5 protein-coding genes and 1 pseudogene are annotated in these 17,084 nt (G+C 64.9%); 3 read left to right on the top strand and 3 right to left on the bottom strand.

Annotated features, from left to right (window positions below; genetic code table 11):
* Both ASF39_RS21290 and ASF39_RS20480 read right to left on the bottom strand, forming a co-directional pair.
* The coding region (locus tag ASF39_RS21290) for a cadherin-like domain-containing protein (RefSeq protein ID WP_056283833.1) at positions 1–8,997 on the bottom strand (8,997 nt) is incomplete at its 3' end.
* A 905-nt stretch (positions 8,998–9,902) separates the two neighbouring features.
* Positions 9,903–11,021, bottom strand: coding sequence for an AraC family transcriptional regulator (locus ASF39_RS20480; RefSeq protein WP_082494512.1), 1,119 nt, complete (start codon positions 11,019–11,021; stop codon positions 9,903–9,905).
* Positions 11,022–11,532: 511 nt separating this feature from the next.
* Between ASF39_RS20480 and ASF39_RS22630 the strand changes: the two are divergent.
* Positions 11,533–13,409: pseudogene (locus ASF39_RS22630) on the top strand (calcium-binding protein); the annotation flags it as partial.
* A 759-nt stretch (positions 13,410–14,168) separates the two neighbouring features.
* A complete protein-coding gene (locus ASF39_RS11050; protein ID WP_348271514.1) occupies positions 14,169–14,885 on the top strand; it encodes a calcium-binding protein in 717 nt (238 codons plus the stop codon).
* 345 nt (positions 14,886–15,230) lie between these two features.
* Here the strand turns inward: ASF39_RS11050 and ASF39_RS11045 are convergent, their stop codons facing one another.
* The gene (locus ASF39_RS11045; protein ID WP_244472370.1) at positions 15,231–16,250 is read right to left on the bottom strand and encodes a helix-turn-helix domain-containing protein; all 1,020 of its coding nucleotides are present in this window, start codon (positions 16,248–16,250) and stop codon (positions 15,231–15,233) included.
* Between the two features lie 342 nt (positions 16,251–16,592).
* Here ASF39_RS11045 and ASF39_RS11040 point away from each other — a divergent pair, with 342 nt between their 5' ends.
* On the top strand, positions 16,593–17,003 hold the full coding sequence (locus ASF39_RS11040; RefSeq protein ID WP_200938203.1) for a hypothetical protein: 411 nt from the start codon (positions 16,593–16,595) through the stop codon (positions 17,001–17,003).
* Positions 17,004–17,084: the final 81 nt, after the last annotated feature.

Raw genomic sequence — 17,084 nt, 5'->3', positions numbered from 1 at the left:
CGGCGTGCCCTCGCGGGCATTGCCGTCGGTCAAGCCCGTCAAGGTCAGGACCCCCGCCCGGTCGACGTCGAGCACGTCGATGGTGAGGCTCCGGTCGTCGACGAGGCCGCTGCCGTCGGTGGCCCGCACGCCGAGCACGTGCCGGGCCGTGGTCTGCGCGTCGACGCTTCTGCCGGCGGCTAGCGCGATCACGCCGGTGGTGGCATCGATGGTGAACAGGCCGGCCTGGTTCCCGCCCTGGATCGAGTAGGTCAGCACGCCGGCGCCGTCCGGGTCGGTCGCCGACAGCGTCGCCACCCTCGTCCCGGGGGCGGCGCTCTCCGACAGGATGACGGTGCCGGGCGCGGCCAGAACAGGCGCGTCTGCGACCGCGGTGATGGTGACGTCGCGCGTCGCGGCGACCGAGGAGACGCCGTCGCCGACATCGTAGCTGATCGTGAGCGGCCCGTTGTAGTTCGCGGTCGGGGTGATCGTGTAGCCGCCCGCTCCATCGCTGACGACCGTGCCGTGGTCGACGCTGAGGTTCGAGAGCACGGGCGTCGTGCCGTCGGGGTCGGTGAAGCCCTGCAGCAGCTGGTCGCTCGTCACCGTGAAGGCGGTGTCTTCCGTGCCGTCCGCCAGCGTCGCCTGGGTGCCGGTGAGGCGCGGGGCGTCGTTCACCGCCGTGATCGCGACGGTGGTCGTGCCGGCGGTGGTCCTGGCGTCCGTACCGCCGTCCGAGAAGGTCCAGGCGACCGGGACCGAGGCAGGGGGCGCGTCGGAGGTGTTGGCGTAGGTCACCGCGCGGGCGACCGAGTCGGCGAGCGCGGCGGTGGCGACGTTCGCGCCGATGAAGGTCACGACGAGGGTGCCGCCGGTGTTCGTGAAGCTGGCGAAGGTCGTTCCGTTCGTATCGAGCAGGCTGGCGCCGGAGACGGTGAAGCCGGTGGGCGCAAACCCGAACGCGTCCTCAGCGTCGGCGCCGCCCTGGCGGGCCAGCGTCAGCGTCGCGCCGGCATAATCGCCGAGCCCGCCGTTGAGCCCGTCGAGCTCGAGGTCGGAGATCGCGACGTCGGTGTCGAGAACGACCGCCGCGCCGTTCTCTGTGAACGCGACCGTGCCGCCGAGCGTGCTCGGCGCGTTGAACGTCGTGTCGAGGCTGCCGTTCGCGTTGTAGCGCACCACCGCGAAGTCGTCGCTGCCACTGCCGGCGCCGTAGCCCACGACGACGATCTTGCCGTCGGCCTGCACCGTGACGCTGTAGCCGAAGTCGCCCGACGTGCCGACCGGGGTGAGCACCTTGCCGCCGGCGCCGAAGCCGGTGTCCAGGCTGCCGTCGGCGTTGTAGCGCACCACCGCGAAGTCGGTGTTGCCGCCGCTACCGATGCCGTAGCCCGCGACGACGATCTTGCCGTCCGCCTGCACCGTGACGCTTTGGCCGAAGTCGCCCGACGTGCCGACCGGGGTGAGCACCTTGCCGGTGCCGTTGAAGCTGGTGTCGAGGCTACCGTCGACGTTGTAGCGCACCACCGCGAAGTCGTTGTTGCCGATGCTGCCGGTGCCGTAGCCGGCGACGACGATCTTGCCGTCCGCCTGCACCGTGACGCTGTTGCCGACGTCGGTCGACGTGCCGACCGGGGTGAGCACCTTGCCGGTGCCGTTGAACGTCGTGTCGAGGCCGCCGTCGGCGTTGTAGCGCACCACCGCGAAGTCGTTGTTGCCGCCGCTGCCGGCGCCGTAGCCCGCGACGACGATCTTGCCGTCCGCCTGCACCGTGACATCAAAGCCGATGTCGTCAGAGACTCCGGGGCTGACCGGGGTAAGCACCTTGCCGGTCCCGTTCGGGCCGAAGCCGGTGTCGAGGCTGCCGTCGGCGTTGTAGCGCACCACCGCGACGTCGAAGCTGCGGTCGGGGCCGGTGCCGTAGCCCGCGACGACGATCCTGCCGTCCGCCTGCACCCTGACGCTGTAGCCGACGTCGGTCGACGTACCGACCGCGGTGAGCAGCTTGCCGCCGGCGCCGAAGCCGGTATCGAGGCTGCCGTCGGCGTTGTAGCGCACCACCGCGAAGTCGGTGTTGCCGCCAACGCCATTGCCCGCGACGACGATCTTGCCGTCCGCCTGCACCGTGACGCTGCGGCCGATGTCGCTCGACGTGCCGACCGGGGTGAGCAGCTTGCCGCCGACGCCGAAGCCGGTGTCGAGGCTGCCGTCGGCGTTGTAGCGCACCACCGCGAAGTCGTTGTTGCCGTCACTGTTTTGGCCTTGGCCCGCGACGACGATCTTGCCGTCCGCCTGCACCGTGACGCTGCGGCCGATATCGGAGGACGTCCCGGCACCGACCGGGGTGAGCACCTCGCCGCTGCCGACGCCGTTGAACGACGGCGCATCGTTGACGGCAGCGAGCGTGGCGCTGAGGGTTGCGGGGATCGACGCGGTACCGTCACCCACATTGTAGCTGATCGTGAGCGTGCCCGCGTAGTCCGCGTCAGGCGTGATCATGTAGCCGCCGGCGCCGTCGTCCACGAGCGTACCGTGCGTGACCGAGAGGCCCGATACCGACAGGGTCTGGCCGCCCGCGTCGGTCCAGCCCTCGAGAAGCTGCGCTGACGTAAAGGCGTAGTCGGTGTCCTCCGTGCCGTCGGCAAGGGCGGCCGGCGTACCGGTCAGAGCCGGCGTCGTGGAGTCGATGGCCCGGCCGGTGGTGGCGCCGGAGGTCGAGGCGTTAACGCTGCCCGTGTCGAAGGCCAACGTATCGGTCGAGGTGTTGAGCACCACAGCGACGGTGCTGGAACCGGAGTTTGTGGCCACGATGTCGAGCTTGCCGTCGCCGTTCACGTCGGCGATCGCCACGCTGGTCGGAAAGGACCCGACCGCGACGTCGGTCCCGCCGCTAAAGGCGCCGGCCCCGTCGCCCAGGCGCACCGAGACGGTGCCTGAGCCGTTGTTGGCGGTCAGGATGTCGAGCTTGCCGTCGCCGTTCACGTCGGCGACCGCCACGCTGGTCGGAGCGGACCCGACCGAAACGTCGGTTTCGCCGCTGAAGGTACCGGTCCCATCGCCCAGGCGCACCGAGACGGTGTCTGAGCCTTGGTTGGCGGTCAGGATGTCGAGCTTGCCGTCGCCGTTCACGTCGGCGACCGCCACGCTGACTGGACCGGAACCGACCAAGACGTTGCTCCCGCCGCTGAAGGTGCCGGCCTCGTCGCCCAGGCGCACCGACACGGAGTTCGAGCCGGCGTTGGCGGCCAGGATGTCGAGCTTGCCGTCGCCGTTCACGTCGGCGACCGTCACGCTGGTCGGACGGGACCCGACCAAGACGGTGGTGCCGCCGCTGAAGTTGCCGTCCCCGTCGCCCAGGCGCACCGAGATGCTGTTGGAACTGAAGTTGGCGGCCAGGATGTCGAGCTTGCCGTCGCCGTTCACGTCGGCGACCGTGACGCTGTACGGATTGGGCCCCACCATGACATCGGTCGTGCCGCTGAAGGTGCCCGTTCCGTCGCCCAGGCGCACCGAGACGGTGTTGGTGCTGTTGTTGGCGGTCAGGATGTCGAGCTTGCCGTCGGCGTTCACGTCGGCGACCGTCACGCTGATCGGACCGGACCCGACCGGGACGTCGGTTACGCCGCTGAAGGTGCCCTTTCCGTCGCCCAGGCGCACCGAGACGCTGTTGGAGCCGTAGTTGGCGGCCAGGATGTCGAGATGGCCGTCGCCGTTCACGTCCGCGACCGTCACGCTGTTCGGATCGCTGCCGACGGACACGTCCGCCGCCGTCCCGAGCCCGAACGTGCCGGCCTTGTCCAGCGATCCGCCGTCGGGGGACAGGCCGGTGACGGTGAGGTCCGTCGTGTCCTGGCCTGAGGCCACCGTGTAGATAAAGGTGGCGCGTCCGTCGTCGTCGAGGCCGGCGTAGCTCGCGCTGCCCCCATTGTCGAGCGTCAGCACCGGCGTGCCGACCACGTCGATCGCGGACTCGGTGGACAGCGTGAAGGTGACGGTGTCGCCCTCCTTCAGCGTACCCTCATGGCTCGGCGTCGCGGTGATGGTGGTCGCTTCGTTTAGGTCGGTCACGGTGATCGTCAGGTCCTTGCCCTTGCTCGCGCTGGGCAGGCCGGCCACGTCGGTGGCGACGACCGTGAGCCTGTGGCTCGTCGCGGTCTCGTGGTCGAGGTGCTTGCCCGCGGCGAGAGTGACCGCGCCGGTCACAGCGTCGATCGCGAAAAGCCCGTCGTCGTTGCCGCTGGTGATGGCGTAGCGTAAGTCCGAGGTCGCGTCGTCCACGTCGGTGGCGGAGAGCGTGGCGATCACCGTGCCGGGCGCCGCGTTCTCGGCGATCGCGACCGCCGCGGGTCGCACAAGAACCGGTGCGTCGTTCTCGGCCACCAGCGTGGTGCTCAGGCTCGCCAGGATCGACGCGGTGCCATCACCGACCGAATAGTTGATCGTGATCGGCCCGTTGTAGTTATCTGCCGGCGTCACCGTGTAGCCACCCTCGCCGTTGCTCACGATCGTGCCGATGCTGACCCTGAGGTTCGAGACCACGGGCGTCGTGCCGTCGGGATCGGAAAAGCCCTCGAGCAGCTGCTCGGTCGTCACGGTGAAGGCGGTGTCCTCCGTGCCGTCCGCAAGCGTCGCCTGGGTGCCAGTGAGGCGCGGCGCGTCGTTTGCTGCCGCAAGGGTGGTGCTCAGGGTCGCGGGGGTCGAGGTCGTGCCGTCGCCGACGCTGTAGCTGATCGTGACCGGTCCACTGTAGTCCGCGGTCGGGGTGATCGTGTAGCCGCCCGCGCCGTCAGCGGCGATGGTGCCATGGTCGACGCTGAGGTTCGAGACCGTGGGCGTCGTGCCCTCGGGATCGGTGAAGCCCTGGAGCAGCTGGGCGCTCGTCACGGTGAAGGCAGTGTCCTCAATGCCGTCCGCAAGCGTCGCCTGGGTGCCTGTAAGGCGCGGCGCGTCGTTTACTGCCGTAAGGGTGGTGCTCAGGGTCGCGAGGATCGAGGTCGTGCCGTCGCCGACGCTGTAGCTGATGGTGACCGGGCCGCTGTAGTCTGCGGTCGGGGTGATGGTGTAGCCGCCCGCCCCGTCGCTGACGACCGTGCCGTGGTCGACGCTGAGGTCAGAGACCACGGGCGTCGTGCCGTCGGGGTCCGAAAAGCCTTGGAGCAGCTGGGCGCTCGTCACGGTGAAGGCGGTGTCCTCCGTGCCGGCCGCCAGCGTTGCCTGGGTGCCGGTGAGCACCGGTGCGTCGTCTACCGCCGTGATGGTGACGGTGGTGGTACCGGTGGTGGTCTTGGCGTCCGTGCCGCCGTCCGAGAAGGTCCAGGCGACGGGGACGGAGGCGGGGGGCGCGGCGGAGGTGTTGGCGTAGGTCACCGCACGGGCGACCGCGTCGGCCAGCGCCGAGGTGGCGACGTTCGTGCCGGTGAAGGTCACGACGAGGGTCCCGCCCGTGGTGGTGAAGGTGGCGAAAGCCGCGCCGTTCGTGTCGAGCAGGCTGCTGCCGGAGACCGAAAAGCCGGTGGGCGCAAAGCCGAACGCGTCCTGCGCGCTGGCACCGCCCTGGCGGGCCAGCGTCAGCGTCGCGCCGGCATAGTCGCCAAGCCCGCCGTTGAGCCCGTCGAGCTCGACATCGGAGATCGCGACGTAGATGTCGAGGCGCACCGCCGCGCCGTCCTCGGTGAACGCTGCCGTGCCGCTGAGGATGTTCAGCGCGCTGAACGTGAGGTCGAGGCTGCCGTCGGCGTTGTAGCGCACCACCGCGAAGTCGTTGCCGCCGCTGCCGATGCCGCTGCCCGCGACGACGATCTTGCCGTCCGCCTGCACCGTGACACCGAAGCCGATGTCGCCCGACGTGCCTGTGCCGACCGGGGTAAGCACCTTGCCGCCGGCGCCGAAGCCGGTGTCGAGGCCGCCGTCGGCGTTGTAGCGCACTACCGCGAAGTCGTTGCCGCTGCCGATGCCGAAGCCCGCGACGACGATCTTGCCGTCCGCCTGCACCGTGACGGATCGGGCGATGTCGTCCGAGGCGCCGGTGCCGACCGGGGTGAGCACCTTGCCGCCGGCGCCAAAGCCGGTGTCGAGGCTGCCGTCGGCGTTGTAGCGCACCACCGCGAAATCGCTGCCGCTGCCGCTGCCGGCGCCTTGACCCGCGACGACGATCTTACCGTCGGTCTGCACCGTGACGCTGTAGCCGATGTCGGACGACGTGCCGGTGCCGACCGAGGTAAGCACCTTGCCGCCCGCCCCGAAACCTGTGTCCAGAGAGCCGTCCGCCAGATAGCGCACCACCGCGAGGTCGTTGCCGGTTTCGCTGCCGGAGTTGGTGCTAAAGCCCGCGACGACGATCTTGCCGTCCGTCTGCATCGTGACACTGAAGCCGATGTCGGCCGAGGGGCTGCTACCGACCTGGGTAAGGACCTTGCCGCCGGCGCCAAAGCCGGTGTCGAGGCTGCCGTCGGCGTTGTAGCGCACCACCGCGAAGTCGGTGCCGGTTCCACTACCAATGCCGTAGCCCGCAACGACGATCTTGCCGTCCGCCTGCACCGTGACGCTGGCGCCGAAGTCGTTCTCGATGCCGACCGGGGTGAGCACCTTGCCGGTGCCGTTGAAGCTCGTGTCGAGGTTGCCGTCGATGGTGTAGCGCACCACCGCAAAATCAGGACCTGTTCCACTGCCGATGCCGTAACCCGCGACGACGATCTTGCCGTCCGCCTGCACCGTGACGCTGTAGCCGATGTCGCTCGACGTGCCGGCGCCGACCGGGGTGAGCACCTTGCCACCGTCGCCAAAGCTGGTGTCGAGGCTGCCATTGGCGTTGTAGCGCACCACCGCGAAGTCATCGCCGGTTCCGCTACCGGCGCCTTGACCCGCGACGACGATCTTGCCGTCCGCCTGCACCGTGACGCTGTAGCCGACGTCGGTCGACGTGCCGGCGCCGACCGGGGTGAGCACCTTGCCGGTGCCGACGCCGCTGAACGACGGCGCGTCGTTGACGGCGGTTAGGGTGGTGCTCAGGGTGGCGGGGATCGAGGTCGTGCCGTCACTGACGCTGTAGCTGATGGTGACCGGGCCGCTGTAGTTCGCCGTCGGGGTGATGGTGTAGCCGCCCGCCCCGTCGCTGACGAAGGTGCCGTGGTCGACGCTGAAGTTCGAGACCCCCGGCGTCGTGCCGTCGGGGTCGGTGAAGCCCTGGAGCAGCTGAGCGCTCGTCACCGTGAAGGCGGTGTCTTCCCTGCCGTCCGCCAGCGTCGCCTGGGTGCCAGTGAAGACCAGCGCGTCGTTCACCGCCGTGATCACGACGGTGGTCGTGCCAGTGGTGGTCCTGGCGTCGGCGCCACCGTCCGAGAAGGTCCAGGCGACCGGGACCGAGGCGGGGGGCGCGTCGGAGGTGTTGGCGTAGGTCACCGCACGGGCGACCGCATCGGCCAGTGCCGAGGTGGCGACGTTCGTGCCGGTGAAGGTCACGACGAGGGTCCCGCCCGCATTGGTGAAGCTGGCGAAGGCCACTCCGTTCGTGTCGAGCAGGGTGGCGCCGGAGACGGTGAAGCCAGTGGGCGCAAACCCGAACGCGTCCTGAGCGCTGGCACCGCCCTGGCGGGCCAGCGTCAGCGTCGCGCCGGCATAGTCGCCGAGCCCGCCGTTGAGCCCGTCGAGTTCGACATCGGAGATCGCGACGTCGGTGTCGAGAACGACCGCGGCGCCGTTCTCGGTGAACGCTGCCGTGCCGCCGAGCGTGCTCGGCGCATTGAACGTGGTGTCGAGGCTGCCGTCGGCGTTGTAGCGCACCACAGCGAAGTCGTTGCCGCTGCCGATGCCGAAGCCCGCGACGACGATCTTGCCGTCGGCCTGTACCGTGACGCTGTAGCCGATATCGCCCGACGTGCCGGCGCCGACCGGGGTGAGCACTTTGCCGCCGGCGCCGAAGCCGGTGTCGAGGCTACCGTCGGAGTTGTAGCGCACCACCGCGAAGTCGTTGCCGCCGCTGCCGATGCCGTAACCCGCGACGACGATCTTGCCGTCCGCCTGCACCGTGACGCTGTTGCCGATGTCGGTCGAGGTTCCGGCGCCGACCGGGGTGAGCACTTTGCCGCCGACGCCGAAGCCGGTGTCGAGGCCGCCGTCGGCGTTGTAGCGCACCACAGCGAAGTCGTTGTTGCCGCCGCTGCCGATGCCGTAGCCCGCGACGACGATCTTGCCGTCCGCCTGCACCGTGACGCTGTTGCCGACGTCGCTCGACGTGCCGGTGCCGACCGGAGTGAGCACCTTGCCGCCGACGCCGAAGCCGGTGTCGAGGCCGCCGTCGGCGTTGTAGCGCACTACCGCGAAGTCGTTGCCGGTTCCGCTGCCGGCGCCTTGACCCGCGACGACGATCTTGCCGTCCGCCTGCACCGTGACGCTGTTGCCGAAGTCGCCCGACGTGCCGGTGCCGACCGGGGTGAGCACCTTGCCGGTGCCGTTGAAGCCGGTGTCGAGGCTGCCGTCAGCGTTGTAGCGCACCACCGCGAAATCGTTGCCGCCGCTGCCGAAGCCGTAGCCCGCGACGACGATCTTGCCGTCGGCCTGTACCGTGACGCTGTAGCCGGCGTCGCCCGACGTGCCGGCGCCGACCGGGGTGAGCACCTTGCCGGTGCCGTTGAAGCCGGTGTCGAGGCTGCCGTCGGCGTTGTAGCGCACCACCGCGAAGTCGGTGCCGCTGCCGCTGCCGTAGCCCGCGACGACAATCTTGCCGTCGGCCTGTACCGTGACGCTGTAGCCGTTGTCGACCGACGTGCCGGCGCCGACCGGGGTGAGCACCTTGCCGCCAGCGCCGAAGCCGGTGTCGAGGCTGCCGTCGGCGTTGTAGCGCACCACCGCGAAATCGCTACCGCTGCCGGCGCCTTGACCCGCGACGACGATCTTGCCGTCCGCCTGCACCGTGACAGATCGGGCGATGTCGCTCGACGTGCCGGCGCCGACCGGGGTGAGCACCTTGCCGGTGCCAGTGCCCCTGAACGACGGCGCGTTATTGACGGACTGCGACATGACATGGCCCCCGGCCCCGACAATCGTCCCCGTTTGACCGAGGGCCGTCGCCGGTCGTTGTTGTTTGCGATGGTTCGCGCGCCACACCACCACCGTGAGAGACTGTCCGTCTCGCGGTTGTGCGGGCGTGTTATGGCAGTTGCATAGAGGGCCGGGGCGGCCGCCGCATCATCCATATGGATAAAATAACGTGTTATTTACCAGTCAACTATCGGCCATGATTGAGTGTGGCCGATTTACGGCAGTATCTCCGTACTAGAAGAAAATAAACGCCCGCTTTTGCAATAACAAACATTTTACTTAAGTAGCAAATAATTTATCTGTATTGGAGCACTTAATGTTCGTTGTAGTACCGCAAGATTCAACACCAATGCGATAAGTTTGATCTAATTGCAGATAATGGCCTTGCTAAAGATCGATACCAGTTAATTGCGGACCGTGGCGAGGCTCACGCCATGCGTTGCAGCGGCTTTGGACGGGCTCGTGCCGCCTGTGAGCAAGCCGATCAATTGAGCATCAGCCGGGGTGAGGTCGTGGACCTGTTCCAAAGATACCCCGGACCGAGTCAATCCATCGTGGGGCGTCGTCGCCTCGTCTTGCTTCCAACGTCCACCTCCTCCCCTCCTAGGTCAGGCCACTTGCATATTGCCATGTCCAGGAAAGGACTGCCTTCCCGACGCGTGCTGCTGCATATGGTATGATCCAAGAAGGGTGGGGAGTAGACCCTGACCCTTCGGACAGAAGCGGACGTTCCACCTCCGACTCAACTCGGTCATTCGAACCGGGCACCATGCTTTCCGACCGAGAGGACGCCGGTCGGCCGGAGAGGAGCTCGTCTTAACAACTGCTTCGGCCCGCCGGCGATGAAATCAAGGGCGGTACAGATCTAAACCAACTGCAACCATTCAGTCGTTTATAGAGCCGTACCAATCCCGCATTCGGCCGGGGTGTAAAACTTGAGCCGCCGAGGCTGCGTCGGCTCGAAGAGTCGCCCGAAACTGACCCGGCGATTGTCCATAAATTTCCTTGAATGCACGTGAGCCGTAGCTCCTACTTGAGAAGCCGATCTTATCCGCGAAGACCCCGATCGACGTTGCTTTGTCCTGTTGGGATATCAGTAGTCGCAGACGAGCGGCACGCCGACGCTTGACGACCGTTTCGACGCCGCCGACGGCTTGCATCGCACGATACAAAGAAGATCGGGAAACACCGATGCTACGGGCGACAGCGTCGGAGCTCAAATCTGCCGCCAGGTTGTTGTCGATAAAGATTTCCGCCCTGAGGCGCCGCGATAACTCCAAATTGTTTTCCCCGACAGCGTCACTGTAGGCCGCATCGGATCTTCCCTGGATCTGGCCGAGCATACTGGTGATGAAGTGACCAACCCCGGCGGCCGAGGTCTCCGGGAAACTCGATGCACAGCGGATGAAAGAAAGCACGGCTTGGCCGAGCGAGCCAGTCTCACCCCTGGGAAGGATGCTTCCATGCAGATGGCGCACGTCCGGCGCGACCGCCTCGACTTGATCGCGGGCCAAGATGACCGTGACGAGATCGCCGTCGTCCACGATCGACCGCATCGGTTGAGTCGCATCGAAGAGAACAGCGTCACCCGGGACAAGATGATGCTCCTCCCCCGGCCGACCGCTCACGACCCGGCCGGATCGTAAGACTTGGAGAAAGTAGTGCTCGAAACCGTCGCGTTTAATATGCGTGGGATCCCGCCTATGGTCGGCGCCGATAAGTTGCCGATCGTACAGCGTCAGGCGGCCAAAATGTTGCGCGGCGATGGTTGCTTCGAATGTGTCGCCGATGAGAAATGTCGCCGCCCCGCTCGATCGAATCATATCGTGATAGAAGCCGAAACTGTCCGCCGACACCCTGCTCAGATGCGTCTGCTGGGGGTTCTTAGCCCGTAGAATGCCAGAACTTGTCATGCTCTCGTCGACAAAGGCGGTAGAACGCGTCCATCGCTTAGCAGGACAGCCGGGCTGCGGCCAAGCCACAGAGCGGCGATCGGCGCTCATGCCGCGCTGATCCTGACGTCCATAGCTCGATCCCGATATTGCCCTTTGGACGTCGGCAACGAGTCCCGGGAAGGTCCGCTCCCCACCCAAGGGGACATTAGGTGATCCTCCACCAAGCTGCCGTGAAGCGAACCTTCCGAGGGCCTATGGAGGGTCGATAGCAACCTAAACGATATGTCGGATAACCGACCGTTTACCTGACGCCAGTCAGTGTGGACCCGAGGTCCGAGAAGAGTGAACAGCGGTCTTCGACGTGGGGCCCATGAACGGACGTTTCGCCTGCAACCGGAGGCCGTCACCCCATCTGGTTTCTGGCAGCATGCTTCAAAGCCGACATCGGTCCATGGCCACGTCAGTGCTGAGGCAGGCGGGCATGCAACAACAGTCTACCAAACGATGCGATGAGACGCAGCGTCAAAGGATTCGGTCAGGTAGGTAGCGTCCGTCCCTGTGCGACGGGTCGAAATTGTTCTAGTGCACCTCAAACTTTTATAAACGGGGGCAAAGCACAATGAGCAAATTGAAGCCAAGCTATTTCAACGAAGCTTATGCTCTCACTGGAACAGCTCTCAATTTAATCGACATCATTCCTGGAGTTGAGATCCCACCAGGGATTCTCGATGTTTTCAACGTTCTTAACGACGATCCGACTTTGGATTTGCTCAATGAAATGGGTGAAAAGCTGGATGCAATCTATGAGCAAGGCGAAAAAATACTTGGCGAGCTTGATGAGGGACAACGCCTGACCCACGAAACCATACTACTAAATATCCGCAGCTCCGCGAAGAATGCCCAGGAGCAGTTGAAGATCTACACCGATGCTGGCGGCGGCTCGGATGCAAGGTCCGAAGCGCTCAGGAATTCAGCTAAAGCGCTAGGCGATGCGCAGGAATACGCCCAAAGCAACCTTGCGGACGCGGCGCTTGCCATTCCGGCGCTGTTGTCGGCCATCGCAGCCCGGGTGAACGTCATTCAGGAGATCGGCGACGGGGCGACATCGGGCGAGTTCAAGGGCGAAGTCATAGGAAACTCCGGAACGGGACTCGCAGGCGCCATCAGGACGCTGGAAAAGTCAGTCCAGACTTACAAAGAGAAACTTCCCGACCTAATTAAATATCAGGCCGATATTACTTTCGACGTTGATGGAATTAATCCGAGTTACCTTATTCAGTTATACATTGTGGATGGGCCGGAAAAAAGACACATCGGTAACGATGTTGTGTATGCCGATGCGACAAAGTACCCAGACGCTGATGTGAGCGCTCTGGCGCCTTATATCAATTTCGAAAGCGGAAATTACACTGACTTTAATCAAGAAGGAAATACAATTTACGTCACAAGATCAGGAATGGATGTCACAGATATTGCCGGATTGACGAATTTTGTCAGTAAGTACGATCATATTGGTGATCAGAGCATTTTGGAAACAACGAAAGGGTATTTGCAGTACTATATCTATCCCGAGGCTCATCAGATGGAACTGGAAGCTGCCGTCGACGCGCTGAAGCAACTTGTCAGTGGCCAGCATGTGAAGGATGCCGATGGAACGAAGGATAGTACCATCCAGGCGCTTTCGAACATCCCCGACACCTTTGAGAAATGGCCAGGCTTCACCGCGCCTCACACGCTAGAGGGCCGAGCTGGAAACGATACCGTCATCGGCAGCGGCGGCAACGACGCCCTTCGCGGCGGCGGTGGTTCGGTTGATTATTCCATCTACGGCGCAGTTGGCGACGGCAACGATCACCTTCACGGTAAGGGCGGCGACGACATCATAATCGCCGGCACCGGCAACGACTGGCTCGACGGCGGCGAGGGCAACGACCGCATGGACGGCGGGGCGGGCATCGACATGGCGAGCTACGCGTCGGCAACAGCCGGCGTGACTGTCTCCCTCGATCTGCAGGACTGGCAGGAGACGGGCTTCGGCAAGGATCGCCTTCTCAGCATCGAGAACCTTGAAGGCAGCAACTTCGGCGACAAACTCACGGGAAGCGTCGCGAACAACACGATCTACGGCTTGGCCGGCAATGACACCATCGACGGCCACCAGGGCGCAGATCGGATGTATGGCGGCGCTGGCAACGACACCTACTTCGTCGATCAATCCGGCGATCTTGTCTTTGAGGCGGCGAATGCCGGCATCGACACCATCCGCTCCTCCGTCAGCTTCATATTGGCGGCCAACGTCGAGAACCTGACGCTTACCGGCACGGCCGCCAACAGCGGCACCGGCAACTCGCTCGCCAACGTCATCAATGGCAACGCTGGCGCCAACGTCCTCAACGGGATGGGTGGTGTCGATACAATGTCCGGCGGGGCGGGCTCGGACACCTACTACGTCGACAACGTCGGCGACAAAGCCGTCGAGGTCACCGGCGCTGTCGGNATGGGTGGTGTCGATACAATGTCCGGCGGGGCGGGCTCGGACACCTACTACGTCGACAACGTCGGCGACAAAGCCGTCGAGGTCACCGGCGCTGTCGGCACCGATCTCGTCTACGCCTCGGTGTCGTACTCGCTGGGTGGCTCGGATCTGGAGAGCCTGATCCTGACCGGCACCGGCAATCTCAATGGGACCGGCAACTCCATCGCCAACACCCTCACCGGCAACGNCTCGCTGGGTGGCTCGGATCTGGAGAGCCTGATCCTGACCGGCACCGGCAATCTCAATGGGACCGGCAACTCCATCGCCAACACCCTCACCGGCAACGGCGGCGCCAACGTCCTCAACGGGCTCGGCGGAGCCGACATTATGATCGGCGGGGCGGGGTCCGACACCTACTACGTCGACAATGCCGGCGACCGTGCCATCGAGGCCGACAGCGCGATCGGCACCGATCACGTCTACGCCTCGGTATCGTACTTGCTCGCCGGATCGCATCTGGAGAACCTGACGCTCACCGGCACCGGTAGCTTCAGTGGGACCGGCAACTCGCTCGCCAACGTCATCAACGGCAACGCTGGCGCCAACGTCCTCAACGGAATGGGTGGTGTCGATACAATGTCCGGCGGGGCGGGCTCGGACACCTACTACGTCGACAACGTCGGCGACAAAGCCGTCGAGGTCACCGGCGCTGTCGGCACCGATCTCGTCTACGCCTCGGTGTCGTACTCGCTGGGTGGCTCGGATCTGGAGAGTACTCGCTGGGTGGCTCGGATCTGGAGAGCCTGATCCTGACCGGCACCGGCAATCTCAATGGGACCGGCAACTCCATCGCCAACACCCTCACCGGCAACGCTGGCGCCAACGTCCTCAACGGGCTCGGCGGGGCCGACATAATGATTGGCGGGGCTGGGTCCGACACCTACTACGTCGACAACGTCGGCGACAAAGCTATCGAGACCAGCGGCGCCGTCGGCACCGATCTCGTCTACGCCTCGGTGTCGTACTCGCTCGCCGGATCGCATCTGGAGAGCCTGATCCTCACCGGCACCGGCAATCTCAATGGGACCGGCAACTCCATCGCCAACACCCTCACCGGCAACGGCGGTGCGAACATCCTCGACGGCCAGGGCGGCAACGACCTCCTGACCGGCGGTGCCGGGGCAGACAGCTTCGTGTTCCGGACAGCGCTGGGCCCGACCAACCTCGACCGGATCACGGACTTCTCGGTGGTGGACGACACGGTGCAGCTCGCACGCAGCGTCTTCACGGCGCTGGGAGCCGGTCCCCTGGCCGAGGCGGCGTTCAAGGATCTCTCCACCGGATCGGCCGATGCCAGCGACCGTATCCTCTACGACAAGACGACGGGCGGTCTTTCCTACGACGCCGACGGCAGCGGCCTGGCCTCGGCCGCGGTGCAGTTCGCGATCCTCGACAACAAGGCCGCCCTCACACACCTCGACGTCTTCATCGTGTGAGTCACGCTACATCGCAGCCGGGTCGATCCGAGCCAACCCGGCTGCGGAGCAGAGGAGACGCAATCGATCTAGGTCGTGATGGTCGTTTCAGCACAGGCGTTCCACCACCCGTCAAAGCAGCTCTATCATGTCGGGAATCCGACCGTTTTCATGACGCACATAATATGCAAGCGGCATGACCGAGGAAGGTAGATTTCTGCTCGTCTGCTTCTATGCAAAGGAACGCCTTTAGCGGAAATCGTTTTAGGCTTCCGCGGGTTTCCACTCGAAGGCCCAGATTAATGCGTGCGAGATGAGGTCGCCGTTTCACGACGTTGATTTACTCGGCATACCCCGATGAGGTCATCACGTTTCGCGCAGCCACCTCCAGACGTGCTGCACCGTCCCCCGACCGCTGATCTGCTGGACCACCCGACGCTCGGTCCGCCACGCTTGTGGCGCGACGCTGTAGCGGTTGCGGAAGCTGCGGCTGAGTTGCGAGGCACTGCTGAAGCCGAAGACCTCCGCCAACCGGCCAAGGGTCCGCCTCTCCATCGGATCAGCAAGCGCGTCGTGGGCTGCCTTCAGGCGTTCGCCTTGCACGAAGTGCATGACGCCCCCTTCCGGCTCGAACAGTCGGTAAAGGGTGGCACGTGAGACCTGCACTTGCCCAGCGATGAACTCGGGCGACAGATCGGGCCGGGAAAGGTTTTCTCGCACGATCATCCTGGCCAGCGCCATCAGGCCGCCGTCGAGTTCGCGGCCTTCCAACACGTCCCTGGCCTGCGAGGGATCGAGTAGGCGGCGCAGAAACGCGACAAACTCCTCGGCAAGAGCCGGGGCGTCGTTGGGGCGCGTGGTTGGCAGGCGGCGGAAGATGTCCAAGATGCGTGCGGCGAGCAATCGGTTCCGGGCCGCATCGAAGAGCATGGCATGATTCTCAAGCGGCAGCCCATGGAGGCGAGACCAGGGGACGACAATGCCGGTCGTATCGGCGCGGTCGAGCATACCATCGAGCAAGTGACGGCGGCCGATGAGCGTCACGGTGCCAGCCGAGGCCGAGACCGCTTGACCAGCGACGGTGCCTTGAAAGCGGCCGGACCGATAGAGTTGGACGATGTATTGGTCGGAACCTGCATCGACACGTCGGCGATCACGCTGGAGCCGCTGGGTCGAGAGCAGGGTACGATGAGCGACGAGGTCGTCGATCGGGTAAGCAATGTTGGTGCCGAAAGGCAAGACAGCGGATCGCGTCGTCGGACTGACCTCGTACATCGGCGCCAAAAGCGTGCGCCATCGCTCGAAGGCCTCTCCGGGAGGCAAGCCTGACGTCGTCAGGGAAAAGTACGGCAGGCCCGCTTCGGCCGTCGTGTTGTCTGTACCCAATGGGCCCAATCCTTCGCCGTCTGACCCGCTCGGTCAAGGACGCTAGACATGCAACCCCCCCGCGGGGCAAGCCAAATGCTTGGTTGCGGTCCGAAGGCAGCAAAACCATCATAAGCGAGGCGAATGGCTGTTTAAAACGGCACCTCAACTTAGCACCTCCGGCAAAATCGAGTCAGAATCTGCCGCTCGTACTCGGAGGAAAAACGACCGTTTTCACGACACCCTCGTATGGGTGATTGCGATCGGTTGAGATACCCCAGAGCGGGTTGAGCCACTGTCGAGGATCGTGGTGCCGGACCAGCGCGGGCTTTTCCTGGGCGGGTGGGGCCGGTAAACGTCCTGATGCCTGTCCTAACCGACCGCCAGCGGATCGAACTCGCCCTTCCCGCCTATTTCCTTTACGCGCTCACAGGAGCGCCGGATGTGTTCGTTCCAGCCGACCCGGATCTGGCCGCGAGGGCTGAGGAAGATATCGCTGAGCTGCGCGGCAACCTGCGGACCGCATGCCTGGAGCCGTTCGCAGACCTGACGCCGGCCAAAAGGCAGGCGCTCATACGCCGCCTCGAACGCGTCAAACGGCAGACGACGACCGACTGGCATGAACGCCCGGCAATCGACCTCATGTTGATGCTTTGGTGTTTCCTTCAAGACCTCACCGATCGTGAGGTTCTGATACTATGGGAGGGCTCGGCGATGGACCGGGCAATGAAGAGGCTGATGCCGATGTGTAAGCATGTGATCAGCCCCCATTGAAGTGGTCCGCCCTTTGGTATGGCTTTTGAGCCTGGAGGACGGACAAGATGGCAAAGCACCCGAAGCCCGAGGAGATCGTCG

The organism is Methylobacterium sp. Leaf108 (assembly GCF_001423265.1).
In the GTDB taxonomy this organism is placed as follows: domain Bacteria; phylum Pseudomonadota; class Alphaproteobacteria; order Rhizobiales; family Beijerinckiaceae; genus Methylobacterium.
Note: the sequence above shows the minus strand (reverse complement) of the source record. Positions and strands in the feature narration are given on the sequence as shown.